Annotated in this window: 23 protein-coding genes; 10 read left to right on the forward strand and 13 right to left on the reverse strand. The window is 42.7% G+C overall.

The window, feature by feature from the left end:
* The first annotated feature begins 111 nt into the window (after nucleotides 1-111).
* Nucleotides 112-1,404: an NCS2 family permease gene (locus JNUCC41_RS08535; protein ID WP_192207320.1), complete on the forward strand. Its 1,293-nt coding sequence runs from the start codon at nucleotides 112-114 to the stop codon at nucleotides 1,402-1,404.
* A 97-nt stretch (nucleotides 1,405-1,501) separates the two neighbouring features.
* On the opposite strand, the gene JNUCC41_RS08540 is transcribed toward JNUCC41_RS08535, so the two are convergent.
* Nucleotides 1,502-2,044 carry a hypothetical protein gene (locus JNUCC41_RS08540; RefSeq protein WP_192207321.1) on the reverse strand — a complete coding sequence of 181 codons (543 nt, stop codon included), beginning with the start codon at nucleotides 2,042-2,044 and terminating at the stop codon, nucleotides 1,502-1,504.
* Nucleotides 2,045-2,052: 8 nt separating this feature from the next.
* The gene (locus JNUCC41_RS08545) at nucleotides 2,053-3,249 is read right to left on the reverse strand and encodes a ParM/StbA family protein (protein ID WP_057278235.1); all 1,197 of its coding nucleotides are present in this window, start codon (nucleotides 3,247-3,249) and stop codon (nucleotides 2,053-2,055) included.
* A 1,191-nt stretch (nucleotides 3,250-4,440) separates the two neighbouring features.
* Here JNUCC41_RS08545 and JNUCC41_RS08550 point away from each other — a divergent pair.
* The 3 genes from JNUCC41_RS08550 (at nucleotide 4,441) to JNUCC41_RS08560 (ending at nucleotide 7,063) form a co-directional block, all read left to right on the forward strand.
* The gene (locus tag JNUCC41_RS08550; RefSeq protein ID WP_192207322.1) at nucleotides 4,441-5,961 is read left to right on the forward strand and encodes an FAD-dependent oxidoreductase; all 1,521 of its coding nucleotides are present in this window, start codon (nucleotides 4,441-4,443) and stop codon (nucleotides 5,959-5,961) included.
* 109 nt (nucleotides 5,962-6,070) lie between these two features.
* Entirely contained in the window at nucleotides 6,071-6,265 is a 195-nt protein-coding gene (locus JNUCC41_RS08555; protein WP_076368446.1) for a YwbE family protein, read from the forward strand.
* A gap of 141 nt (nucleotides 6,266-6,406) precedes the next feature.
* On the forward strand, nucleotides 6,407-7,063 hold the full coding sequence (locus tag JNUCC41_RS08560; RefSeq protein WP_192207323.1) for an SIMPL domain-containing protein: 657 nt from the start codon (nucleotides 6,407-6,409) through the stop codon (nucleotides 7,061-7,063).
* A gap of 55 nt (nucleotides 7,064-7,118) precedes the next feature.
* On the opposite strand, the gene purU is transcribed toward JNUCC41_RS08560, so the two are convergent.
* Nucleotides 7,119-8,021, reverse strand: a complete 903-nt coding sequence (gene purU, locus JNUCC41_RS08565; protein WP_192207324.1) for a formyltetrahydrofolate deformylase — start codon at nucleotides 8,019-8,021, stop codon at nucleotides 7,119-7,121.
* 438 nt (nucleotides 8,022-8,459) lie between these two features.
* Between purU and JNUCC41_RS08570 the strand changes: the two genes are divergently transcribed.
* From JNUCC41_RS08570 to JNUCC41_RS08585, 4 genes are all read left to right on the forward strand, one after another.
* A complete protein-coding gene (locus tag JNUCC41_RS08570) occupies nucleotides 8,460-9,239 on the forward strand; it encodes a transporter substrate-binding domain-containing protein (RefSeq protein ID WP_098370270.1) in 780 nt (259 codons plus the stop codon).
* A 26-nt stretch (nucleotides 9,240-9,265) separates the two neighbouring features.
* On the forward strand, nucleotides 9,266-9,931 hold the full coding sequence (locus tag JNUCC41_RS08575) for an amino acid ABC transporter permease (RefSeq protein WP_076368450.1): 666 nt from the start codon (nucleotides 9,266-9,268) through the stop codon (nucleotides 9,929-9,931).
* An 11-nt stretch (nucleotides 9,932-9,942) separates the two neighbouring features.
* Nucleotides 9,943-10,680, forward strand: coding sequence for an amino acid ABC transporter ATP-binding protein (locus JNUCC41_RS08580; RefSeq protein WP_286182402.1), 738 nt, complete (start codon nucleotides 9,943-9,945; stop codon nucleotides 10,678-10,680).
* Nucleotides 10,681-10,987: 307 nt separating this feature from the next.
* The gene (locus tag JNUCC41_RS08585) at nucleotides 10,988-12,640 is read left to right on the forward strand and encodes a glutamine--tRNA ligase/YqeY domain fusion protein (protein WP_192207325.1); all 1,653 of its coding nucleotides are present in this window, start codon (nucleotides 10,988-10,990) and stop codon (nucleotides 12,638-12,640) included.
* Between the two features lie 62 nt (nucleotides 12,641-12,702).
* Here JNUCC41_RS08585 and JNUCC41_RS08590 read toward each other — a convergent pair whose 3' ends face one another.
* The 9 genes from JNUCC41_RS08590 to JNUCC41_RS08630 form a co-directional block, all read right to left on the reverse strand.
* Complete coding sequence (locus tag JNUCC41_RS08590; protein ID WP_192207326.1) at nucleotides 12,703-13,557, reverse strand: STAS domain-containing protein; 855 nt, start codon at nucleotides 13,555-13,557, stop codon at nucleotides 12,703-12,705.
* A 22-nt stretch (nucleotides 13,558-13,579) separates the two neighbouring features.
* Nucleotides 13,580-14,539: a peptide-methionine (R)-S-oxide reductase MsrB gene (msrB, locus tag JNUCC41_RS08595; RefSeq protein WP_192207327.1), complete on the reverse strand. Its 960-nt coding sequence runs from the start codon at nucleotides 14,537-14,539 to the stop codon at nucleotides 13,580-13,582.
* Between the two features lie 157 nt (nucleotides 14,540-14,696).
* Nucleotides 14,697-15,881: a NupC/NupG family nucleoside CNT transporter gene (locus tag JNUCC41_RS08600; RefSeq protein WP_192207328.1), complete on the reverse strand. Its 1,185-nt coding sequence runs from the start codon at nucleotides 15,879-15,881 to the stop codon at nucleotides 14,697-14,699.
* A gap of 265 nt (nucleotides 15,882-16,146) precedes the next feature.
* A complete protein-coding gene (locus tag JNUCC41_RS08605; RefSeq protein ID WP_192207329.1) occupies nucleotides 16,147-16,602 on the reverse strand; it encodes a hypothetical protein in 456 nt (151 codons plus the stop codon).
* Nucleotides 16,603-16,726: 124 nt separating this feature from the next.
* Nucleotides 16,727-17,965 carry a sensor histidine kinase gene (locus JNUCC41_RS08610; protein ID WP_192207330.1) on the reverse strand — a complete coding sequence of 413 codons (1,239 nt, stop codon included), beginning with the start codon at nucleotides 17,963-17,965 and terminating at the stop codon, nucleotides 16,727-16,729.
* 10 nt (nucleotides 17,966-17,975) lie between these two features.
* Nucleotides 17,976-18,647 (reverse strand): response regulator transcription factor, encoded by a 672-nt coding sequence (locus JNUCC41_RS08615; protein WP_192207331.1) that lies wholly within the window; start codon nucleotides 18,645-18,647, stop codon nucleotides 17,976-17,978.
* Between the two features lie 108 nt (nucleotides 18,648-18,755).
* A complete protein-coding gene (locus JNUCC41_RS08620; protein ID WP_353618321.1) occupies nucleotides 18,756-19,946 on the reverse strand; it encodes an ABC transporter permease in 1,191 nt (396 codons plus the stop codon).
* A complete protein-coding gene (locus tag JNUCC41_RS08625; protein ID WP_286182403.1) occupies nucleotides 19,873-20,613 on the reverse strand; it encodes an ABC transporter ATP-binding protein in 741 nt (246 codons plus the stop codon). The genes JNUCC41_RS08620 and JNUCC41_RS08625 overlap by 74 nt, the downstream gene beginning before the upstream one ends.
* A gap of 1 nt (nucleotide 20,614) precedes the next feature.
* On the reverse strand, nucleotides 20,615-21,565 hold the full coding sequence (locus JNUCC41_RS08630) for an efflux RND transporter periplasmic adaptor subunit (RefSeq protein WP_192207332.1): 951 nt from the start codon (nucleotides 21,563-21,565) through the stop codon (nucleotides 20,615-20,617).
* A gap of 268 nt (nucleotides 21,566-21,833) precedes the next feature.
* Between JNUCC41_RS08630 and JNUCC41_RS08635 the strand changes: the two genes are divergently transcribed.
* Nucleotides 21,834-22,172 carry a DUF485 domain-containing protein gene (locus JNUCC41_RS08635; protein WP_192207333.1) on the forward strand — a complete coding sequence of 113 codons (339 nt, stop codon included), beginning with the start codon at nucleotides 21,834-21,836 and terminating at the stop codon, nucleotides 22,170-22,172.
* Nucleotides 22,173-22,186: 14 nt separating this feature from the next.
* Complete coding sequence (locus JNUCC41_RS08640) at nucleotides 22,187-23,725, forward strand: solute symporter family protein (RefSeq protein ID WP_098370283.1); 1,539 nt, start codon at nucleotides 22,187-22,189, stop codon at nucleotides 23,723-23,725.
* 104 nt (nucleotides 23,726-23,829) lie between these two features.
* Here JNUCC41_RS08640 and JNUCC41_RS08645 read toward each other — a convergent pair whose 3' ends face one another.
* A complete protein-coding gene (locus JNUCC41_RS08645) occupies nucleotides 23,830-24,279 on the reverse strand; it encodes a threonine/serine exporter family protein (RefSeq protein ID WP_192207334.1) in 450 nt (149 codons plus the stop codon).
* Nucleotides 24,280-24,282 lie beyond the last annotated feature (3 nt).

Genomic DNA, 24,282 nt, shown 5'->3' on the forward strand with positions numbered 1-24,282 from the left:
TATAATTTATAAGATTATTTAATCGAGCTACTTACTTTAAATTAAAGGGTAAGCATCTCATCCTTGTAGATTAGTGCAAGGATTTTTTGTATATAAAAAAGGAGTGACCGCATGTTTAAATTAAAAGAACGGAATTCAAATATTAAGACGGAAGTACTTGCGGGGCTTACAACCTTTTTAACTCTGGCTTATATCATCGTTGTAAACCCAATGATCCTTTCTGATGCCGGCGTTCCATTCGACCAGGCATTCACGGCAACCATAATCGCAATAATAATCGGTACCCTAAGCATGGCCCTTTTAGCCAATTACCCTATTGTCATAGCACCGGCAATGGGATTGAATGCTTATTTTGCATACTCGGTATTGGGAACCCATGATATTTCATACACAGTTGCCTTCTCTGCAGTCTTTGTTACCGGTATCATCTTTATCCTTTTATCCCTGACCTCTTTCCGCTCAAAATTGATCGAGGCCATCCCAAATAACTTGAAGCATGCAATCAGTGCCGGAATCGGTCTTTTCATTACCTTCATCGGACTTCGCTTGTCAGGTGTCGTCACACAGCATGAATCCAACCTGGTTACCCTTGGAAGCTTCAGGGATCCTAATGTGGCGCTTACATTGGTTGGTTTGGTCATAACGATTGTGTTGATCGTTCGTAATGTGCAGGGAGCAATATTCATCGGAATGATCGTGACTGCCATAATCGCCTTCTTTACAGGCCAATTGGAAATTAACGGTCTAGTTTCCACCCCTTCATTACCTGAAGGGATTATAGTCGCCAATCCAATCACATCCATCGCCGATGTCATTAACTACGGCCTTTATGGCGTCGTCTTCTCCATTTTGCTTGTAATGCTTTTCGACACGACCGGTGCTTTATTAGGCATAGTCCGGCAAGCTGGATTGCTGAAGGATAATAAGCTTGAAAAATCCGGCAGTGCCTTCTTTGCGGATTCCATCGGCACTACTGTTGGCGCCATGTTCGGTACAAGCCCGACCGCTGCCTCAGTTGAATCATCAGCCGGTGTAGGAGCGGGCGGCAAGACAGGTTTAACCGCGTTGGTTGTGGCCATCCTTTTCTTAATGACCGCCTTCTTCAGCCCACTGATAGGAGCTGTCTCAAATGTAGCGGCAATCACGGCACCTAGCTTGATCATCGTCGGAAGCATGATGATTAAAAGCATTAATGAAATTGACTGGACACACTTTGATGAATCATTCCCAGCCTTTTTGGTCATTGTAGCCATGCCATTAACATCAAGCATCGCCAACGGGATAGCACTCGGATTCATCTCCTATCCCATTTTAAAAATGGCAAGGGGCAAATTCCGGGAAGTGCATCCGTTCGTGTACATGTTTGCCGTTTTATTCCTTTACCAACTTATTTTCCTGGCTTGATCATTTTAAGAGGGATCCATTGTGGTTCCTCTTTTTTTATAACTCCTGCAAAAAAAAAGAGGATATCCGACATATCGTCAGATATCCTCCTACATGTTCACTGGTTCATTTGATCAAGGAAATCACCCAGGAGATCGTCAAGATTTTCTTCTTCCGGTTCCGATTCTTCCTCTTGTTGTGCCGGTTGATCCAAATTCCAATCAAAGTCATCCAGATCTTTCTTAGGTAAGTCTTCCTTGACCTCCTCCACTACCTTTTCTTCAGGCTCGGCCTGCACATATAGTTCCTCGTTCAGTTCATTATTGTTCAAAGAGGCAAGCAGGGCCGTAGCGCGTAAAGGATCGGATAAAAGGTGGTACATAATCGTTCCAAGCATAGCTTCTGAGTGGGAATGCTTGAGCCAATCACGCTGAGATTTGCTTAGTTTGTTCGGCATGGGCAGGACAATCATTTCCCGATCCTGATGGGAGGATTGCCCGACTCCATCGAGAACATACTCGGCAATTTTACTGGAAAAATTCCTTCTTTCCGTTTCCTTCAATTTCTGCAGCTGTCTTAACGTATAATCTGATACATCCGAAGGGATACGAAAAGTGATGGCTTGTCCTCTTTTAAGTTCAGAAGAAGCTGTTTTTTTCATTCTCTCACCTATTTAATGGAGCCCGTTCTTTGTTCTTTCTTCTTTTGCTGTGACTGATTCTGTTCCTTTGCATTCCGGCGGCGATTAAAATCCGAAATCAATTTATAATAGGCGTTTGCCATCATCCAAACGCTTTCCCGCTCATCTTCGAAAAAGTCTATATTGTAGCCATCGAAATTTTGATTCAATGTTTTCAAGTAATCTTTCAGGACAATCGATCCCCCGCCTACAAAATAGCAGATTTCCGTTTGGGAATTTTTTTGCCATACGTTGCGCAGGTGACGATATTGCTTTTTGGCCAATTCACCTAAAATGCGGTCGACGATATCATGGACGCTTGTCCTGCTTCCGCGAACCATAATATGATTGCGATCATTTTTCTTCGTGATGATTTCAACGACGTCGCGCCTGCTATCCAGCTCGACACCATGTTTCTTCCTGATTTCTTCACGGATCGATTCAAGGGCTTCAGCTACTCCCAAATTAAATCCTTGTGCCTTGTCATCGTCAACTTTACGATTTTTAATGACAGCGATATCCGTCGATAATCCACCGATATCCTGGATGAGTATTCTTCTATCTATTAATTCACGGTTAATGATATTCAAATCTTTATCCATGACCAAATTTATGTATGCAGCAAAGCCCTCTGGATAGACTTTCACTTCATCAAATTTTATATTAACCTTCATGCCTTGGTATTTAGGGGTAATTAAAAATTCCACCTGGTGGACTGAGCCAAGTAATTTCGAGCGGTACCCTACGTCTTTCCCTTCTTTGACCTCCCGAAGTGGCAACCCTGTTCCAAGCGTATAGTTGGCTTCCACTACGTTATTCACTTTTTTGAATGTATCATTGTCCCCCAACTTTGCAGCGTCCAATGCAAGAGCCGCAAAAAGCATGACTAATGTTTGATCTTCTTCCGATTTACTGCTTCCTAAATCCAATTCGGTAGGATTATCACTTTTTGTCGCCAAGTTCCCAACGCGATAAATCGCATTATTGTCTTGCAGAGCCGGTGAATGGACCCTAATATGAATACCTTCCAATGGGTTTTTTTCATCAAGTTCCTCAATCCCGATGACCGGACGGTCTTCTATGTCTTTTGCAATGACGTTCGGTATATAAAGTTCAGACTCTAGCTTTCCAAAAATAGCCTTGATAGCATCATTTCCTACGTCTACTGCTGCGATTCTAGAACTCATCTAAAAACATCCCCTTTTTATAGAAAAAAATTTTAAGTGAAGCATTCCCTTTAAGGATAGAAAAAGTTGCCACGATAGTCAATCCTTCATAAGTTGTAGCTATATTTGTCGAATTGTTTTCAAATTGTTTACAATAGGAACAAGTATGTATACACCTTATATATAGCCACGTGTACGTGTTTGTAAACATGAATACTTTTTTGTGTACATTACAACTATTTTTGTTTACATGTACACGCTCTTGTAAACAAACCAAATAATGTATTTTCTCACTCTTTCTCCTTACAATAATTAGCGGATTTGGGTACGTTACTAAACGGGCGATTCACTAATGAACTGTATAGAGGTATTCAAAGCTGAGAAAAATACAGAAACTTCCCAAATTCGAGAACACTATTGTCGCAAAGCATTAAATTCCCCTTCGTTAAAATAGATACAAATATAACCACTGCCGCCTTAATTGCAGGCGGCGGAATTACAGGGATTACTCAGCTAAACAAGGAATCAAAGTTACATTGATAGAGGCTGGCGATATCCTTAACGAATCAACGGGACACCCACAGCATGGCCTGATTTACGATTTGCATGTTCTCTAAAACATGGTGAAGGGATATATTATGTAGCGAATGCAGAAGGAATGGACTTACCAAAGACTTGGTTGAAGAATATTCCATTGAATGTAATTTGACTGAAATGGATACCTATATTCACGCAAATTCTGATAACTATAAAAGTAAAATCCCAAAAGAACTAAAAGCCTATCGACACTAGCCATTCGCGGGGATTATACAGAAGAAATCCCTTTCTCCATTCCTTGTAAATCTTCCATTAACCAAGGTACAGTTTCACCCCTTTAAAATATTTAACGGCCCTCCTCTTCATGATTCTGGAAGCTGAAAAAGTTTCCACGATAGTCATTGCTTCATTAATAGCAGCTATAACATTCGAATAATTCACAATAGGAGCAAATGCGCATTAGCCTGATATATAGCCATGTGTACACATTTGTAAACATGTATACTTATTTGTGTGCATTGCATCTATTTTTGTTTACATGTATACGTTTTTGTAAACAAACCAAATAATGTATTTTTTTCACTCTTTCTTCTTACAAAAATAAGCGTATAAATGGGGAAATTGGGCATGGTAATAAATGGACAATTTACTAATGAACTGTATGGAGGTATTTAAATGACTGAAACAAATACAGACCTTCCCCGGTTTCCGGAACCCTATTGGCGCAGTGCGTTAACTTTCCCATCTTTTTCTAAACTAGAAACAGATATAAACACTGATGTTTTAATAGTAGGCGGCGGAATAACTGGAATCACTTCTGCTTATCTACTAGCCAAACAAGGTGTTAAAGTCACACTGATTGATGCAGGCGAAATCCTAACTGGAACGACAGGACACACTACAGCAAAAATCACGGCCCAGCATGGCTTAATTTATGACCAATTGATAACTGATCATGGAGAAGAGAAGGCCAAACTTTATTATGAAGCCAATGCAGATGGAATGAAGCTTATTAAAGACTTGGTAGAAGAACATTCTATTGAATGTAATTTGACTGCACAGGATGCCTATGTCTACGCAAATACAGATGAATATAAAATTAAAATTCAAAATGAACTGAAAGCCTATCAAAAGCTAGGCATTCGTGGAGATTATGCAGAGAGTATCCCTTTCTCCATCCCTTCTAAAGCTGCGGTGATCATGAAAGATCAAGCACAATTTCACCCGTTAAAATATTTAACGGCCCTCATTTCGACCATTCTCGAAAGTGGAGGAGAAATTTATGAACGGACAACGGCAATGAAGATTGAAGACGGCGATCCACCAACCGTTCAGACGGATAATGGACATACAATCAAAAGCAATCAGGTAATCGTTGCCTCCCACTTCCCTTTTAATGATGAAAAGGGCTTATACTTTGCCCGTGTCCATGTAGATAGGTCCTATGTGCTTGGAATCAGGACTGAACAGGAATATCCCGGTGGGATGTATTACAGTGCAGACAGCCCTACCCGCTCCCTTCGCTATACGGAATTGGACAATGGGGAAAAACTTATACTAGTCGGCGGCGATGGTCATAAAACAGGACAGGGAGTCTCGATGATCGAGCATTATGAAGCACTGAAGGACTTCAGTTCCCAATATTTCGATGTGAAGGACATTCCCTACCGCTGGTCGGCACAAGATATTGTGACACCGGATAATATCCCCTTCGTCGGACCAGTGACATCCAATAATCCAAATGTTTTGATAGCTACCGGCTATGCGAAATGGGGAATGACGAATGGATCGATTGCAGCCAAGATCTTAACTGACCGGGTTTTGCAAAGGGATAACCGCTATGCGGACTTGTATGACCCAGCCCGGTTAAAAGGCACGAAGAATATAGTCCAAGATAATGCTGATGTAGCGAAGCATTTAATCAAAAGCAAATTGGCCATCATTCATAAAACGCCTGAAGACATAGGTATTGATGAAGGAGCAATCGTGAAGGTGAATGGAGACAAGGCCGGATGTTACCGTGATCATGATGGCCAGCTTCATATTGTCGATTCCACATGTACGCACATGGGGTGTGAAGTTGCCTGGAATAGCGGCGACCGTACTTGGGATTGCCCATGTCATGGCTCCCGCTACTCCATCGCTGGTGAAGTATTGAATGGCCCTGCTGTTGAACCTTTGAAAAAAATACGCTGATGGTCACAGTGATTTTATCTAATAGTCGACTGGGTCCGCTGTTTTCCTTATACTGAAGTTACTGCATGGTTGAATGGTTGCAAATAACTTTGAAAAGGATTGAATTGAAATGAACGGTAAGAATCGGAAGGACATTACCCCAGGTGCCTCTGTGGACATTGTACTTAAAGCAGATCAACGCAGCGGAAAACTGACAAGCGGCACTGTAAAGGATATTTTGACCAACTCAAGCACTCACCCTCATGGAATTAAAGTAAGATTGACTGATGGCCAGGTTGGCAGGGTTCAAGTCATTCATAAGTAATGCGCACTCGGTCCAGGCCGAGTGTTTTTTTGTGATCATTCGACCGAATTAATGACAATGGGATATTTCAATCATCTTTCCCGTTTATAATTCGTACAATAAGGGTGAGATTATCTCTTTTAAAAAAAGGCTGGTGTCAAAATGCAAGAATACAATGCCCCTGATAGGGTTCATTACCGCAACGATGAACATACATTGAAAGTTTCCGGCTCTGGGACACTATCTGCCGCTCCGGATCAAGCCACAATCACCCTAGGAGTCATAACAGAGGATAAGGACCCCCAAAAGGCCCAGCAAGCCAATTCCCAAGCAATCGCAAATGTCATCGCATCACTTAAATCCGCAGGCATTCCCGAAGAGCAATTGAAAACGAGTGATTACAGAATCGATCCGCAATATGATTTTATTGATGGAAAGGAATTGTTCAAGAACTACAAAGTCCAGCACATCATCCAAGCCCAAACGACCGAAATCGAGAAAATAGGCAGCATAATCGACACAGCTGTCAGAAGCGGCGCCAATTCAATCACCAGCATCCGCTTCTCTTTATCCAACCCAGATGCATACTATAACCAGGCACTTTCTCTCGCTTTAAAAAATGCATACGAAAAAGCACTCTCCATGGCCCGAACACTAGGAATCTCATTGAACCCAGTCCCTAATAAGGTTGAAGAGCTATCTGAAACTATAGCACCGATGCTTTACCAAACAAGTACCTTTTCAAAAATGGCGACTACCCCGATTCAGCCTGGTGAATTGAACATCACTGCCTCAGTAAGGGTGGAGTACACGTACTAACACTCAGTAAATTCCATCTTAAAAACCCCCCCTTGTGAACAATGGGGGGGTTACTTTAAAAGACTACCGTCTTATTTTCATGAACAAGGACGCGGTCCTCCAAATGCCATTTAACGGCACGTGCCAGCACCCTGCGTTCAGCTGAACGACCGATTTTCTTCATATCCCCAGCAGAATCACGATGGTCCACACGTTCAATATCCTGCTCGATGATTGGACCTTCATCCAAATCATTCGTCACATAATGGGAAGTCGCACCAATCAGCTTAACACCTCTGTCATAAGCTCTTTCATAAGGCCGTGCTCCAATGAATGCAGGCAAAAATGAATGATGGATATTGATGATTTTGTTTGGATGGGCCGCTACGAAGTCCGGCGTCAATATCTGCATATACCTGGCTAAGATAATAAGGTCCACCTTGAATTCTTCCAGAAGTCCAAGCTGTTTTGTCTCCACTTCCCTACGTATATCCTTATTTGCAGGAATGTAATAAAATGGGATGCCCATCGATTCGACAATTTGCCTCGTATCTTCATGATTACTGATGACCAGCGCAATATCAGCTAATAAATCTCCGCTTTGCCACTCCCATAGCAATTCCAGAAGACAATGCGGTTCCTTGGAAACGAAGATTGCCGTCCGCTTCAGATCACTCACATGGTTAAATGTCCATTGCATCGAGAATGCTGTCGAAACTTCCTGGAATGCCAGTTTCATATCCGCTGCCCTATCCTTCAATCCCGGACAATCGAATTCGATCCTTGTGAAAAAGGTACCGCCCTCAGGATTCATCGAATACTGACTCAATTCAACAATATTTGCATCATATTCTTTTAGAAAGGCAGTAACTGTCGAAACAATTCCTGGCCGGTCCGGACACTTTATAATCAAACGGCCTCTATCTTGATTCTTTTCGCGAAACTCCTGTAACTGTTCTTGCACAAAGTTGCTAACCATTTTCCCAACTGCCCTTCTTCTATTTTGCTATATTATACTTCAATTCAAGGGCAAAATTAAAGTCAGTCCATACAATACGGAATTTTGTTGGCAGACAAATCCTCCAGTTTTACCCCATCCCATTCATTAGATTTGGTTTCGATAGAGTGAATTTTCAAATCCATCTCTAGACCTGAATCTAACTAAATTTCTTACTCCACCATATAATGTTTGTCATTATTTCAGGAAATTACCGGTAATTTGGAAGGAAATGAAGGCAAAGACCGAGAACCTTTATGAAATGCATAGTGAAGGGGATTCTTGAATGAAATGTCGGCCTGATCTGGATACCCTTTTTTATTTCCGTTTTAAATTCCCTAGTTTATGAGGTTATTTCACCGCCTCATAAGGGTATAGACCATTCTATTAGTTTTTTTCAAAGGGGGAAATGAAATTATCATGAAATCATCAGTTACATTCATTGTATCCATTCTGGCTGTTCTCGGTCTTCTGTCCGGCTGTGCTGAAAAGGACCAGCTGGAGGATGGAAGCAAGCTGATCAATAAGGACCAGTTTGTTTTCGCTGCCTCAGGCGAATTCAAGCCATTCAGTTATGTCAATGATGACATGACCGTAACCGGATTCGATATTGAGGTCGGCGATGCAATAGCAAAGGAACTGGACCTGGAGCCAGTACCTAAACGGATAAAATTCAAAGGTATCGTGGAAGGTGTCAAAACCGGTCGGGCAGATGCCGCGGTTGCCAGTCATACAATCAATGAACAACGAAGTAAACATGTTGCCTTTTCGACCCCTTATTACTACTCAGGTCCTCAAATTTTCGTCCGCTCGGATAGTGATATTAAAACGGTCGAAGATTTAAAGGGAAAGGAAGTTGCGGCTTCTAAAGGCTCCACGTACGCAACCACAGCAGAAAAGTATACAACCAATGTAAAAACCTATGACAGTGATATCACCGCCCTGAAAGCATTGAGCGGAGGACGCCATGATGCCGTCATCACCGACTTCGTAACCGGCAAGGAAGCGGCCAAGGAAGGTTTCGACGTCGAAGGAAGGCAATTGATCGAACGAAGCGAGCAGGCCATCGTACTGCCTAACGACAACCCTCAGCTGCTTGCACGTATCAACGAAGCGCTTGAAAACCTCCGGGAAGATGGAACGCTTGCGGAAATCAGCAAAAAATACTTTGGTGAGGACATCACAACCAAGCCTGAATAAAGATTGATAGAAAGGGAGTCATTACATTGCCAAGTTTTTCTCATTTTTTTGATACATTATTTAACTCCTCGGACGTATTCATCCGAGCCATGCTCCTCACATTGGAACTGACGGTAGTCTCCATATTGGTAGGAATCGTCATCGGATTGCTATTTGCACTTTTAAAAATTTCCAACATAAAAATTCTTGCCTGGATTTCGGATACATATGTATTCCTGGTACGGGGAACACCGCTAATCGTACAGATATTCATACTCTATTTCGGTATCAGCAATCTCTTCTTACTGCCGGACTTCTGGGCGGCGTCACTTGCCTTGGCCTTCCATAATGGAGCTTATATTTCTGAAATTTTACGTGGTACGATCCAATCCATCGATAAAGGCCAAATGGAAGCCGGACGCTCCCTTGGCATGAGCAAATCGCTTACATTAAGAAGAATCATCTTACCTCAAGCCTTCCGTCGCGCATTGCCGCCTCTGGGCAACCAATTCATCATCGGGCTGAAAGATTCATCACTGGCAGCCTTCATCTCCATGAATGAGCTGTTTAACGTAGCGACTACGTTAGGTTCGAATAATTTCGATGAAATGACTTATTTACTGATTGTAGCGGTCTACTACTTGATTCTAGTGGCATTCCTGACCATTATCGTCAATTTATTCGAAAAGAAACTTTCCATTAGTGATCGATAGGGGGAATTGAAATGGAACAAAAAGAAATGATTCGCATTAGGAATTTAAATAAATCGTATGGAAACCTGCATGTACTCAAAGATATTGATATGAAGGTACTGGATAGCGATGTTGTCTGTCTGATCGGGCCAAGCGGTTCCGGAAAAAGCACCCTGCTTCGCTGTTTGAATTATTTAGAGAAAAAAGACAGCGGGCAAATCCTCATTGAAGGAACGGAAATCCAACCGAGTACTGATATTAATAAAATCCGCGAGAAAGTCGGAATGGTTTTTCAGCATTTCTACCTCTTCCCGCATATGACCGTGCTTGAAAATGTCATCGAGGCACCGACTCACGTCAAAAAAGTCCCTAAGGCCCAGGCGATCGAAGAAGCAAAAGAATTGCTTGCTAAAGTCGGCTTATCAGATAAAGCGGATGTCTATCCAAGCAAACTCTCAGGTGGGCAGAAGCAGCGTGTCGCCATAGCCCGTGCCCTTGCCATGAAGCCTGATATCCTACTCTTTGATGAGCCTACCTCGGCTCTGGATCCCGAACTTGTCGGGGAAGTTCTTGCCACGATGAAGGAACTTGCCTTGGAAGGGATGACAATGGTAGTCGTTACACATGAAATGAGCTTTGCACGTGAAGTTGGTGATTGGATTGTCTTCATGCATAATGGGAAGGTTGTCGAAAGTGGCCCACCAAAAGAATTCTTCACCAATCCAAAAGAAGAACGGACAAAAGAATTTTTGCAAACGACAGTCTTTTGATTTCCACCCTAAAAACTGTCTATTAGCGAGAATAATTCGTCCTCGAACTTAAATCACCATTATAAGCAATACAGGCGAGACTTCCTGTATTGCTTATTTGTTTTCTATATTCGTGGGATGGATCGTTCCCTAAGTTGCATGAACCAAGTTTCAGGGATATTTTCGCTCTGATTGTATAAACTAAATACTTGATGAATTGTTTCAGATAAACCCTGATTCCGGCTCGAACATGGAAAAATATCTGTATTTATGGTATATATACAGGTAAAATTAAAAGAAGTATATAAATGAAAGAGGTCGAATTCAGTTGGAAAATAACTCTTCGAATTTTATTAAAAATATTATAAAAGATGATCTAGAGTCCGGAAAACATGATCATGTCATCACCCGCTTCCCTCCTGAGCCGAACGGATATTTACATATCGGGCACGCCAAATCAATCATTTTGAATTTTGGGGTGGCTGATGATTTCAATGGGAAAACTAACCTTCGTTTCGATGATACGAATCCATTGAAAGAAGATATTGAGTTTGTCAACTCCATTAAGGAAGATGTAAAATGGCTCGGTTACGACTGGGATAACCTTTTCTTCGCTTCCGACTATTTTGATGAAATGTATAAAAGAGCTGTGCTGCTCATCAATAAAGGTCTCGCATATGTGGACGACCTTAATGCCGACCAAATCCGTGAATATCGCGGAACGCTGACTGAAGCGGGAAAAGATAGCCCCTATCGCAATAGAACTGTCGAGGAAAATCTTGAACTATTTGAAAAGATGCGCAACGGTGAATTCGAAAACGGGGCAAAAGTATTGCGTGCCAAGATCGATATGAGCTCGCCTAACATCAATTTGCGTGATCCCGTCATATACCGTATCTCCCATACTGAACACCATAATACCGGCAACAAATGGTGCATCTACCCAATGTATGCCTTTGCCCACCCAATTGAAGATGCCATCGAGGGAGTCACACACTCCATTTGTACGCTAGAGTTCGAGGATCAACGCCCTCTTTATGACTGGATCGTTGAAAATTGTGAAATGGAAAGCAAGCCAAAACAATATGAATTTGGCCGTCTTAACCTGACCAATACAGTAATGAGCAAGCGAAAACTGAAGCAGCTTGTCGATGAGGGCTTCGTGGACGGCTGGGACGACCCACGGATGCCTACCGTTTCAGGCTTGCGGAGACGCGGGTATACACCCGAAGCAATTCGTGCATTCTGCCAAGAGATTGGCGTCGCCAAAACAAGCGGTGTCGTAGACTCTCAAATGCTTGATCATTTCGTGCGGGAAGACTTAAAGCTGAAGGCTCCACGGACTATGGCTATCCTAAATCCGCTTAAAGTGGTCATCACCAACTATCCGGAAGGCGAGGTAGAGTGGCTGGATGCTGAGGTCAATCCGGAAGTCCCGGAAATGGGCACACGCCAAATCCCGTTTTCACGTGAAATATATATCGAACAGGACGATTTCCTGGAAAACCCGCCGAAAAAGTATTTCCGACTTTTCCCGGGCAATGAAGTCCGTTTGAAACATGCTTATTTCATTAAATGTGAAGAAGTGATAAAAGACGAAGCCGGTAACGTCATTGAACTTCGTTGCACATACGACATTGAAACGAAAAGCGGATCGGGCTTCACTGGCCGTAAAGTAAAAGGTACATTGCACTGGGTCGAAGCTTCACAAGCCGTTTCAGCAGAATTCCGCAACTACCAGCCTTTAATCTTGGATAAGGAAAATGATGAAGAGGAAGAAAAATCATTCCTGGACCGGGTAAACCCTGATTCTATAGAAATTTTACAAGGATTTGTCGAGCCTAACATGAAAGATGTTAAGCCTCAGGATAAATTCCAATTCTTCAGGCATGGCTATTATAATGTTGATTCAAAACTCACTGCGGCCGATCACTTGGTCTTCAACCAAATCGTTGGGTTGAAAAGTTCATTCAAGTTATAGAATCACAGAAAAGAACCAGATTCCTAGCGAATCTGGTTCTTTTTCATTCTCTGCACGTTATGTCATTTTTTCTCGTAAAGTTTGATCCCTTGCTTGGACAGGGCCTGCTTAAGAGTACTATGTGTCGAAACCTGACTAAAATCAAGACCTAACTGAATCGATGTCTGGGCCACTTCGGGACGAATCCCGGAAATGGTCGATTGAATGCCCAACAGGTTCAGGGTACTTATCAATTGATAGATCTGTTGGGCAACCATCGTATCCAATAGGGAGACTCCCGATAAATCGATGAATAAGTGAGTGACATTTTTGCTAATGCATTTGCTTGGAGTCGCATTCAAAATTTCCTTTGCCCGATAGGTATCGATTTCACCGATTAACGGCAATACCGCAATGGCATCAACAATGGGAATGACAGGTGCGCCCAGTTCATTAATCAGCTCCTGTTGAGCTAGTAAACGTTCTTTTGTCAAAAGGTAATACTGCTCTGTGAACTCACGGCTCAATTGGTCGAAGGCACCATTAATGAGCCGGCCCCACCGGATGATTGTATCCTTCGTTATCCCCGTATCGTTTAACATATAATCAGTGATAAAGGCCCAATATGTTTCACGAACCTTATTAAGCGCTTCCAACACTTCGTAAATGGGGGTGTACGATTCAACCCTGCTCTTCGCGACAAGTGTGGCCCACTGCTCCATCGTTGCAATAAAAGCATTTTTATCTTCCAGTAAAGCACTTGTCACTGTCTTGATGGTCAATGTATTCTGTTCTCTAAGAAGCTTTTCTATTTCCCCATTGGAGTCCATTGAATAGATGGATCCAGACTGCTTTTCCCTTAAAGCCAGCCAGTTTTCCGTAATCTTTGATGAATTATCAAGGATATATCGATATAAATTTTCATCTATTTTATCCATTTGTGTTCCCCTATCTCACTAGTTATTTCATTTTAAAAAGTAATAAAAAGTCTCCATATCCCTCTCTCTCCATTTCACTTTTAGGAATGAATCGAAGGGCCGCAGAGTTTATGCAATATCTCTTGCCTTTGGGACTTGGGCCATCAGGAAAAACATGTCCAAGGTGTGAATCGGCGTCCCTGCTGCGCACCTCGGTCCGGGTCATACGGTGGCTGAGATCCATTTTTTCATTGACACTTGCGGACATGACGGGCTTGGTGAAGCTTGGCCACCCACAACCGCTATCATACTTATCCCGTGAACTGAATAGAGGCTCCCCAGAAACGACATCCACATAGATGCCCTCTTCAAAGTGATCCCAATAAGCATTATCGAAAGGCGGCTCCGTGCCATTTTCCTGGGTGACATGAAACTGACTCTCCGTTAAGGTCTTTCTAAGATGTGCATTATCCTTAGGCCAATTTTCTTTAATGAAAGCATCACGGCCTGACCCTTTACGATACAATGCATAGCGAAACTGATTTTTCCGATAGAATTCTTGATGATATTCCTCAGCCACGTAAAATTTCCCCGAGGGTAGAATACCCGTAACGATAGGTTTCTTAAACCGCCCGCTCATCATTAAATCTTCCTTCGATTGTTTTGCCTCCTGTTTCTGACGTTCATTGAGATAGAAAATGGCTGCCCTGTATTGCTTTCCCCTATCCGCGAATTGTCCTTCGTCATCCGTAGGGTCGACTTGGCGCCAGAATATCTCTAATAACGTTTTATAGGAAATGATTGATGGATCGAATACCACTTGAACCGCTTCAACATGATCAGTCGCACCGGTAATCACTTGTTTATAACTGGGCGCGGCAAATTCTCCGCCTGTATAACCTGATGTCACTGAAATAATGCCATCCATTTCATCAAAGGGAGCAACCATGCACCAAAAACAGCCTCCTGCAAAGACAGCCGTTTCTTTTCCAGCCATCGTCATCCTAAAACTCCCCTTTCACGCTTGTCATTTTATGTATTATATACCAGCAAGCCAAACGCCTTCAAATTCAAAAATTATTTTTCTCTTTTTGCTGCACAAATATAAAAAGAGGCACTTAGGAGTAAACCCAAGTGCCCTTTTGTGTTAGATCTTTTAATTAAAGTATCACGCTTACAATGATCGCTGATAGGATGCTGACAAGAGTCGCACCGTATAACAGCTTCAAGCCGAAACGGGCTACAACATTACCCTGTTTTTCATGAAGTCCTTTGACTGCACCGGCAATGATTCCAATAGATGAGAAATTAGCGAATGAAACCAAGAAAACCGAAACGATCCCTATCGTCCTATCGCTCAAGGCTGCTGATGCTTCCCCTAGGCTCAGCATGGCAACGAATTCATTCGTTACCAGCTTCGTCGCCATGATTCCGCCAGCAGTCACGGTTTCTGATATCGGTACACCCATGATAAAGGCAAACGGTGCAAAGATATACCCCATGATGTCTTGGAAGCTGATTCCGAAGATCATGTCGAACACGCTGTTAATTCCTGCGATTAATGCAACGAAACCAATTAACATCGCTGCCACAGTGATAGCAACCTTAAATCCATCCATGATATATTCCCCAAGCATTTCGAAGAAAGACTGCTTCTCTGCCCCTTCCTCAATAGGGAGAATATCCTCTTCATCCGTTACGGTATAAGGATTGATAATGGATGCAATGATAAATCCACCGAACATGTTAATAACAATTGCCGTCACAACGTACTTTGGTTCAATCATCGTCATATATGCACCGACGATCGACATCGATACAGTTGACATGGCTGATGCACAAAGCGTATACATGCGAGATGGCGGAATGGCTCCGAGTTGTTTTTTCAAGGTTATGAAAACCTCGGATTGGCCCACTATTGCTGATGCAACCGCATTGTAAGATTCCAATTTACCCATCCCATTAACCTTACTTAGAACAAATCCAATCCACTTCATGATGAACGGAAGAATCTTGAAGTGCTGTAAAATCCCGATTAATGCCGAGATGAAGACGATTGGAAGAAGGACATTTAAAAAGAATGGCGATGCTCCTTCATTTACAATCCCGCCAAATACAAATGTGATCCCTTCATTTGCCCATTCTAAAAGTTTTCCGAAACCATCGGCAATCGAATTGATGATCACTAAACCAAACTTCGTATTCAATAATAAATAAGTTAAAATAAGCTGAATGACCACCATGAGGATGATCGGTTTAATTTTAACTTTCTTCCGGTCACTGCTGGCTAATAAAGCTAGTCCAAAAACAATAAGCAGCCCTAAAATTGCAATCAGAAATTTCATATATTCTGCCTCCACTAAGGGTGAATTTTATGATCGTGCATTACTAGTAGGTTACCCTCAAAAAAATTATGCAAACGTTTTCTCTTTTATCCAAAATACATGTACGTACCTCTCTAGAAGTCTATATTAAACTAATATTTTTTTAAGTGCAATTATTATTTCCCTTTTTTGAAATAACAATTAGTGACAATAATGGGTTCATGAATTAAAAAAGAAGGCTCCCCTTCGAAAGGAGCCTTCTCTTTCCTCAAGTATTATTGACTTTTTAGGCTGCTGTTTTTCTGGATATCACCGACATCGCTAATCCAGCGCCTCCAACGATAAAGATGATGGTGGATGCGGCCAAGCCACCTGCCCCTTGATAAAAGCCGATCAATTTCCCTGCAAAAGAGTCTCTGCCTTGGAAACCGCCACCGCTTGGCATCTCTCCTGGAGTCCCGGAACCCTTAGGACCGCCTTGCGGAGTGCCCTGCATATCATTTGATGCCGTTCCCGTAGTTGAAGTTGAATCGTTGGTTTCCGTACTGCTATTAGCCGATTCTTCTGTATCATCCGATTCTGTGCTGCGGTCGGCAGGCTGACCCATCATAGCCTGTCGATTCACGGGTTCATTGCCGCTGCCATCCACATACATCATGACCCCGATGACTGCTTGGGCCATTAAAAGGACCGATGCCAATATTCCAACCGAAAAGTGTAACTTACCAAGTCTTTTCATCAATGGTTTTCGCCTCCGAAAATAAATGTATTTATAAGATGATCATCTAAAAAGACCCTTAATTTTTCCTTAAGCAACAAGGAAAAAAGTAAGGGTCCTTTTCGTATTGGATGGCATTATTGTTGGATTAATTTTTCTTTTGATTTCTCGGAAAAGTGATTTCAAACCGGGTGCGTTCATTCTGTTCACTCGTAACCTTGATGTTCCCTTGATGTGTGCTTACAATCCATTTGGCTATGGATAAACCTAAGCCGGAGCCTTCATTTGCTGAACGGGATTGCTCGACTTGATAAAAACGGTTAAAAATCAAGGGGAGATCTTCCTGCGGAATGCCTTCTCCATTATCCTCAACAGTAAGAATGATGGATGAAGCATTCTTGATGCAGGATAGGGAAATCTCCCCGCCTTCCTCGGTAAATTTCATGGCATTATCCACCAAGATCACCAATAGCTGATGAATTCTCTCTTTATCCCCATGAAACACCACCTGTTCAGGAGCATGGCTAATGATTGATTTCTCTTGAAAAGAAGCTATATCCCTATACTGTTCCACGATATCCATTAGTAAATCATCAAGGAAAAAGTTCGATTTCTTAACCTCGATTTGATTCGAATCCGTTCTGGTCAAGGTTAAAAGTCCATTAACAAGCTTATTCAATCGCCGGACTTCTTTAGAAATGATGGATATATCAACGGCCTTTTCCTCGATGGTCGCGTTCGGTGATTGAAATAGCAAATCAGCCCGCGATTGAATGACAGCAAGCGGCGTGCGAATTTCATGCGAAGCATCCGAGACAAACTGCTGCTGCTGATCCCAGGATTTCTTGACAGGGATCAGGGCCCGTCCTGCCAGAAGATAGCCTGCGCCTACCGCCACCAAACTTCCAATCCCTCCACCAACAAACAAGATGAGCAGCAAGCGATCGAGCATTTCTTTTTCTGTATCCACATTCCTGATGAATTGTACGGTCATCTTTCCATACTCCGTATCGACCTTGGTGGAAAGTGCACGGTACGTGTATCCATTCACCGATATTTCTTCAATCTCTTCAAATCTTTCAGGGTAAAATTCCAATTCATTGACCTTATAGAAATTGTCTGCACTTAGTCTTGGCTCAATGATCGTATCATCCGGCCCCCAAATGATGACGCTCGGTCCCGGTCCTAAGAGAAACTCACCTTGCGGACGTCCGCCTGGCCTGCCTCCATTATTGAAATCCCTGTAATCCTGTTGAAGTGAATCATTGACATCCCTATAAATCTGATTTTCCGTATAAAAATAAATTGTTCTGCTTAAAATGGCTATTAAGACAATAAAGACAATAGAATTCAATATGGTTAGTTGAAGGCGTGTTTTTTGGAACATAATGATCCCCTTATGGTTGTTTTAGCATATAACCAATACCCCGGACGGTTTGAATATCTTTATGGTAATTGAAAGGTTCCAATTTTTTTCTAAGGTGATGGATGAACACTTCCACAATGGCAATCGTCGTATCTGAATCAAACCCCCAAATGCGGTCGAAAATCTGCTCACGGGTCAATATTTTCCCATTATTTTGAATTAGGTATTCCAGTAATTCAAACTGTTTCAAGGTCATTTTAATGACCTTCCCATCAATTAAAATATCCTTTTCTTTTTCCAACAGTTCAATATTACGGTATTTCACATGCTGCTCAAGCGATAAAATGCCACTCCTTCGAAGCAGGGCACGAATCCTAGCCTTAAGTTCCGGTGCCTGAAACGGCTTGACTAAATAATCATCGCCACCCATTTCCAATCCTCTGACACGATCCTCAAGTGCATCTTTTGCCGTCAAAAACAAGACACTTGTATCTATTTTTGCTTCCCTGATTTTCCGTACGATTTCAAATCCATCGATTCCCGGAAGCATTACATCCAAAATGATGATATCGTATATACTTTGCTGAGCCATGAATAGCCCATCTTCCCCATTATCCGCAGTATCCACTTCATACTCATCCGTCAGAATCTGTCGGATCGACTCTAATAATGAAACATTATCTTCTACCACCAAAACCTTCATGCAGGGTACCTCCCAACCGCCTCAATAGTGATATATGTTGATTTTATCCTTTTTCATATGCAAAAGAAAGCGGGCTTTTAATCGCCTGCTTTCTTTCAAATTGTGTGTTCATTCGTGACGCAGTGCCTGGATTGGATTTAATTTGGATGCCTTATTGGCAGGAAATACACCAAACATTATCCCGATTAAAATGGAGAATAAGAAAGCAAACAGTGTTACCGACCATGAATAACTGATCGTTAAGCTTGAAAAAACTGAAATCAATTTTGCGATTCCCAATCCGATTCCAACCCCCAACAATCCCCCGAAGCAGCTCAGGACCATCGCTTCAATCAAAAACTGAAGAAGAATCGATTTCCGATTTGCCCCAATTGCTTTTCTAATCCCGATTTCCTTGGTCCTTTCTGATACGGAAACCAACATGATATTCATGATCCCGATTCCGCCCACCAGTAACGAAATACTGGCTATACCGCCAAGCATGAGTGTGAACGTATCCGACACAGAGCTCATTGTATCCATCAGACCTTCTTGATTGGACACCGAATAATTATCACTCTGTTCTGGGAATGATGTGGTCATCGTACCTTGTACCTGGTACATCGCCCTATCCATGATTTTCTCGTTCTCCGCTTTTAAATACACGGTTCCGATTGTTGTGCTGCCTGTAGCCCTTTCGGCAGTGGTGATCGGTGCAATGATTACATCATCCCCGTTCGACCCCATTGAGGTGCCTACCGATTTCAGCACACCAATCACGCGATAGGAAACTCCGCCGATAAGCACTTTCTGGTCCACAGCTTTTTGATTTTCAAAAAGCGTGCTGGCTGTATCCGACCCCAGGACGACGACCTTGGATCTTAATTCCGTTTCCATATCAGTCAAAAATCGGCCTTGACTGAGCTCCAGATCCCTAACCGATAAGTAGGATGAAGTTGCACCGGTCATTGAAACCTGTGCCGAAGCTTCTCCGTTTTTAGCATAAACGCGTCCTGTGACCACAGGCGCCACTTCCGATATCCCGTTCAGCTCTTTAAACTGTTCAATTGTATCATCCGTCAGCTCTAAGGAGTCGGTATCCGTGACACTTACCGTTATCAAGTTCGTTCCAAGGCTATTGATCTCATCCTGAACGGACTGTGAGGAACCCTGCCCGATCGAAACCAGAACGATTACGGAGGCAACTCCAATTATGATCCCAAGCATGGTTAAAAATGCTCTGACTTTATTGGTTTTGATACTGCGTATAGCCATTATCATTGATTCGCTCAGGTTCAATCCAATCACCTCCGTTCTCAAATAGCTGACCATCCTGTATCCGGACGACACGAGTCGCTTCTTTTGCCACTTCCAAGTCATGGGTTATTAGAATGATTGTTTGTCCCTTTTCGTTCAATTCTTTCAGCATCTGCAGCACTTCTTTACTCGTTTTACTATCCAAGGCCCCCGTCGGCTCATCCGCCAATAGAACGGGCGGGTCACCGGCAAGTGCCCTTGCAATCGCAACTCTTTGCTGTTGTCCGCCCGACAGTTGGTTCGGCAGATGATTCTTCCGGTCACTCAGGCCTACCATATCAAGGCATGCATTGGCCACTTTTCTTCTTTCCTTAACGCTTGCCCCTCTATAAACCAGGGGAAGTTCGACATTTTCCAACGCTGTCAGTTTTGCCAACAGGTTAAAATTTTGAAAGATAAATCCTATTTTAATATTACGAATGGCAGCTAACTCATTATCCTTCATCTTTTCCACTTCTTTTCCATCAAGAAGATATTCACCTATGTCAGGCTTGTCAAGGCAGCCAATCATATTCATGAACGTCGATTTTCCTGACCCAGAAGGACCGATGATCGAAATGAAATCGCCTTTATCGATTGTAAGACAGACATCTTGAAGTGCCTTAACCGTTTCACCGCCTAATTCATATGATTTAGACATGTTCCTAATTTCTATGATGGGTTTCGTCATTTTACTGACCTCCCTTGCCGCTTGGCATTCCGCCACCGTTTGGCATCCCGCCGCTCGGCATTCGCATTTCGCCTCCTTGGCCTCCCCTCATTCCTTCACCACCACTTCCAGTCGAGCTTTCATTGATGGTGATGGGCAAGGAAACAAACTGGCCCTCTTCAAGTCCCGAAGTTATTTCAATATACCTATCATTGCTGATCCCAGTCTCAACCGCTTTCTTTGTACTGGCAGTTCCTTCAGTTGTACCGGATTGTTGTATATTTACATATTTCTCTTCACCATCCATTTGGACTGCTTCAATCGGAACATATAAAGCATCTTTAACACTATTCGTCAAAATGCTCACTTCAGTCGACATCCCAATTTTTATATCGCCGGGTTTGTCAATTTTGATCGTAACATCGAACGAAGAAACTCCATTCTCATATGTACCTTCCTTTGCTACACTGGTCACTTCCCCCGTAAACGTTTCATCTTCAAAAGCACTGGCTTTAATTTCAACCGTTTGTCCTTTTTTAACACTTGGAACATCCAATTCATCTACACTGATCGTGGTTTTCAATTTTTTATAATCCGTAACATGTGCCAAAACTTCACCGCTTGATACACGATCGCCTTCTTCAACATCCATTGTTGTAACGGTACCATCGAATGGGGCAGTTATCGGGTCACTTCCATCCGTGAAGGTAATAAGTTCATCACCTTTCTCAACCAATTCATTCTTCTCTACAAGGACTTCATCCACTTCACCCGTTACAGAGGAAGTGATGTCCTCACTATTGATTGCGGCGACCGATCCGGAACCGCTTATTTGAACTTCAAGATCTCCCTTTTCAACTGTTGCGGTCACCGACTTTGCGATGACAGGCTCAGCACTGTCCTTCATGAAAAACCAAGCGCATCCCCCAATCGCCAGCACTAAAACCGTACATATCATTATCCACTTTTTCATCACTTTTCTCCTTTCAGATTTCCTTCATTGAAACCAGTATCGTGAAAGAAGCTTAACTTTTCCTTAATGGCCATGCGTTTGATTTCCATGATCTTCCGTACGCATGGCACACGTCCTTGCTTGTACGAACAAATTAAAACGGTGTCGAACGAAAAAAGATTTAATTTTAGCATTTAAATTTACAATATATTCTGAAAATTATATACTGATACTGTTATCGGAAATTAGTAATGAAATCTAAATCAATGATGATGAAGGGGGAACCAACTTGGCATCAAACGATTCAATCGCTAAGGAAACCGAGGCAAGCGCTTCCACGGACTACACCAAGATCGTCCAATCACAATCTTTTCAAGAACTGTTAAGGAAAAAACGCAATTTCATCGTCCCGCTATCCATCTTTTTCATGGTCTTTTATTTCACCCTACCTATACTAACTTCCTATTCTAAAGTTCTTAACTCCTATGCTTTCGGGGCAATCAGCTGGGCCTGGATTTTTGCCTTCGCTCAATTTATCATGACCTGGACATTATGCATCCTCTATTCGAAAAAAGCTGCGACATTTGACCAATTAGTGAAAAAAATCGTTAAAGAAGCGAAAGGATAAAAGGTGAATTCACAATGAATATACTTGCTTTTATATTATTTCTAATCATTGTCGGGCTAACATTGGTCATTACCTATTTTGCTTCACGGCGCACCAAAACGACCGCAGACTTTTATACGGCGGACAGCAGCCTTACCGGCTGGCAGAATGGCTGGGCCATTGCGGGGGATTATATGTCCGCTGCCTCGTTTTTGGGGATAGCCGGCATGGTCGCACTCTCTGGATTTGATGGTTTTTTCTATAGCATAGGTTTTCTGGTTGCATATCTGGTCGTTCTTTATATCGTAGCCGAACCGCTCCGTAACCTTGGCAAGTATACATTGGCGGACATGATTGCTGCCCGTTTCAATGAAAAGAAAGTACGCGGGGTCGCTGCCCTTAACACCATTTCCATTTCAACCTTTTATATGATCGCCCAATTAGTCGGTGCAGGTGCCCTTATAAAACTCTTACTTGGAATTGATTATCTTTACTCCGTCATCATTGTAGGCATTTTAATGACCGTATACGTCGTATTTGGCGGTATGACGGCCACCAGTTGGGTCCAAATCGTCAAAGCCGTTTTATTGATGGCAGGTACATTCATCATCTCCATCATCGTATTGGCGAAATTCGACTTTAGCGTGATCGAGATGTTCAAGCAGATGAAAACAGCCACTCCTTTGGGCGGGGATTTCCTCAACCCCGGTAACAAATTCAAGGATCCCTTGGATACCTTATCCCTTAATTTAGCGCTTGTACTCGGTACAGCAGGACTTCCTCACATTCTCATCCGTTTCTTTACGGTGAAAGACGCCATCACAGCCCGAAAGTCCGTAGTATATGCTACTTGGATCATTGGCATCTTTTATATAATGACCATTTTCCTGGGATTTGGAGCGGCAGCTTTTGTTGGCTACGACAAAATCATTGGCGCGAATGCGGCTGGGAATATGGCTGCCCCGCTGCTTGCCGAAGCCATTGGGGGTGACTTCCTGTTCGCATTTGTCTCTGCAGTTGCTTTCGCTACCATTTTAGCGGTTGTAGCAGGCCTCGTTCTATCGGCAGCATCTGCTTTTGCCCATGACTTCTATGGCCACATCATCCGGAAGGGCCAAGCCACTGACAAGGAACAAGTCGTTGCTGCTCGTTGGGCATCGATCGGGGTGTCCGTCCTCTCCATCATCCTTGCCTTATTTGCCCAAAACATGAATGTCGCCTTCCTTGTTTCACTTGCCTTTGCTGTCGCTGCCAGTGCCAATCTGCCCATCATTGTCTTCACGGTATTCTGGAAACGTTTTAACACAGCTGGGGCTGTCACGGGCATGTTAGTTGGACTGGTCAGTTCTTTATTGCTTGTGTTCCTGAGTCCCAATGTCTGGTCACCGGTGGAGGGAGCAGCAATATTCGTCGGGGAGCCATTATTCCCGCTTGCCAATCCAGGCATCATCTCCATCCCGATTGGTTTTATCGCAGCCATCGCCGGAACACTTCTGTCAAGCAAGAAAGCTGATGCAAAAAAATTCGACGAAATTTTGGTTACAGCCAACACTGGGATGAAAGATCCTATATAAGCTAGCTTACTTATTATTTTAAAATACTAAAAAGAGAAAGGAGATCAGGGTTCGGCCTGATCTCCTTTCTCTTTATTTAGAAACATATATCAAGAAGATTCCTGCTAACTTCTCAATCTTAACTTCCTTCTATTGTACTTAGTTACTAACTGGTTCATAACTTCTGCAAAGATCAGCCCCATCGCAATGGCACCAGCCAGCATGAAGACCTTGGCGGCCAACTGAACGGCAACATAAAAATCATTTCCGACAAAATGCTTCATCGCATCATAAGACAAACCTCCAGGCACGAGCGGGATGATTCCTGATATATTGAAAATTGTGATCGGCGTTTTATACCTTTTAGCAAAATACTGACTGATAACCGCAACGATAAATGCAGCCGCTAATGTTGCCATGATGCTGTTTATCTCATTTTCAACCAGAAAAAAGTATAAGATCCATCCTAACATCCCCACGAAACCACATTGTAACAATGAATTTTTTGGTACATTGAAGATGACTCCAAAGGCGGCTGAGGCAATGAAACTTGTAATAAGCTGTGCAATCATCATTCT

Source organism: Brevibacillus sp. JNUCC-41 (assembly GCF_014844095.1).
Classification (GTDB): Bacteria; Bacillota; Bacilli; order Bacillales; family DSM-1321; genus Peribacillus; species Peribacillus aracenensis.

Excerpts from the sequence above, each read along its gene's own strand:
- JNUCC41_RS08535 (WP_192207320.1), top strand. The coding sequence starts at position 112 with ATGTTTAAATTAAAAGAACGGAATTCAAATATTAAGACGGAAGTACTT.
- JNUCC41_RS08540 (WP_192207321.1), bottom strand. The coding sequence starts at position 2,044 with ATGAAAAAAACAGCTTCTTCTGAACTTAAAAGAGGACAAGCCATCACT.
- JNUCC41_RS08545 (WP_057278235.1), bottom strand. The coding sequence starts at position 3,249 with ATGAGTTCTAGAATCGCAGCAGTAGACGTAGGAAATGATGCTATCAAG.
- JNUCC41_RS08550 (WP_192207322.1), top strand. The coding sequence starts at position 4,441 with ATGACTGAAACAAATACAGACCTTCCCCGGTTTCCGGAACCCTATTGG.
- JNUCC41_RS08555 (WP_076368446.1), top strand. The coding sequence starts at position 6,071 with ATGAACGGTAAGAATCGGAAGGACATTACCCCAGGTGCCTCTGTGGAC.
- JNUCC41_RS08560 (WP_192207323.1), top strand. The coding sequence starts at position 6,407 with ATGCAAGAATACAATGCCCCTGATAGGGTTCATTACCGCAACGATGAA.
- purU (WP_192207324.1), bottom strand. The coding sequence starts at position 8,021 with ATGGTTAGCAACTTTGTGCAAGAACAGTTACAGGAGTTTCGCGAAAAG.
- JNUCC41_RS08570 (WP_098370270.1), top strand. The coding sequence starts at position 8,460 with ATGAAATCATCAGTTACATTCATTGTATCCATTCTGGCTGTTCTCGGT.
- JNUCC41_RS08580 (WP_286182402.1), top strand. The coding sequence starts at position 9,943 with ATGGAACAAAAAGAAATGATTCGCATTAGGAATTTAAATAAATCGTAT.
- JNUCC41_RS08590 (WP_192207326.1), bottom strand. The coding sequence starts at position 13,557 with ATGGATAAAATAGATGAAAATTTATATCGATATATCCTTGATAATTCA.
- msrB (WP_192207327.1), bottom strand. The coding sequence starts at position 14,539 with ATGACGATGGCTGGAAAAGAAACGGCTGTCTTTGCAGGAGGCTGTTTT.
- JNUCC41_RS08600 (WP_192207328.1), bottom strand. The coding sequence starts at position 15,881 with ATGAAATTTCTGATTGCAATTTTAGGGCTGCTTATTGTTTTTGGACTA.
- JNUCC41_RS08610 (WP_192207330.1), bottom strand. The coding sequence starts at position 17,965 with ATGTTCCAAAAAACACGCCTTCAACTAACCATATTGAATTCTATTGTC.
- JNUCC41_RS08615 (WP_192207331.1), bottom strand. The coding sequence starts at position 18,647 with ATGAAGGTTTTGGTGGTAGAAGATAATGTTTCATTATTAGAGTCGATC.
- JNUCC41_RS08625 (WP_286182403.1), bottom strand. The coding sequence starts at position 20,613 with ATGACGAAACCCATCATAGAAATTAGGAACATGTCTAAATCATATGAA.
- JNUCC41_RS08630 (WP_192207332.1), bottom strand. The coding sequence starts at position 21,565 with ATGAAAAAGTGGATAATGATATGTACGGTTTTAGTGCTGGCGATTGGG.
- JNUCC41_RS08640 (WP_098370283.1), top strand. The coding sequence starts at position 22,187 with ATGAATATACTTGCTTTTATATTATTTCTAATCATTGTCGGGCTAACA.
- JNUCC41_RS08645 (WP_192207334.1), bottom strand. The coding sequence starts at position 24,279 with ATGATGATTGCACAGCTTATTACAAGTTTCATTGCCTCAGCCGCCTTT.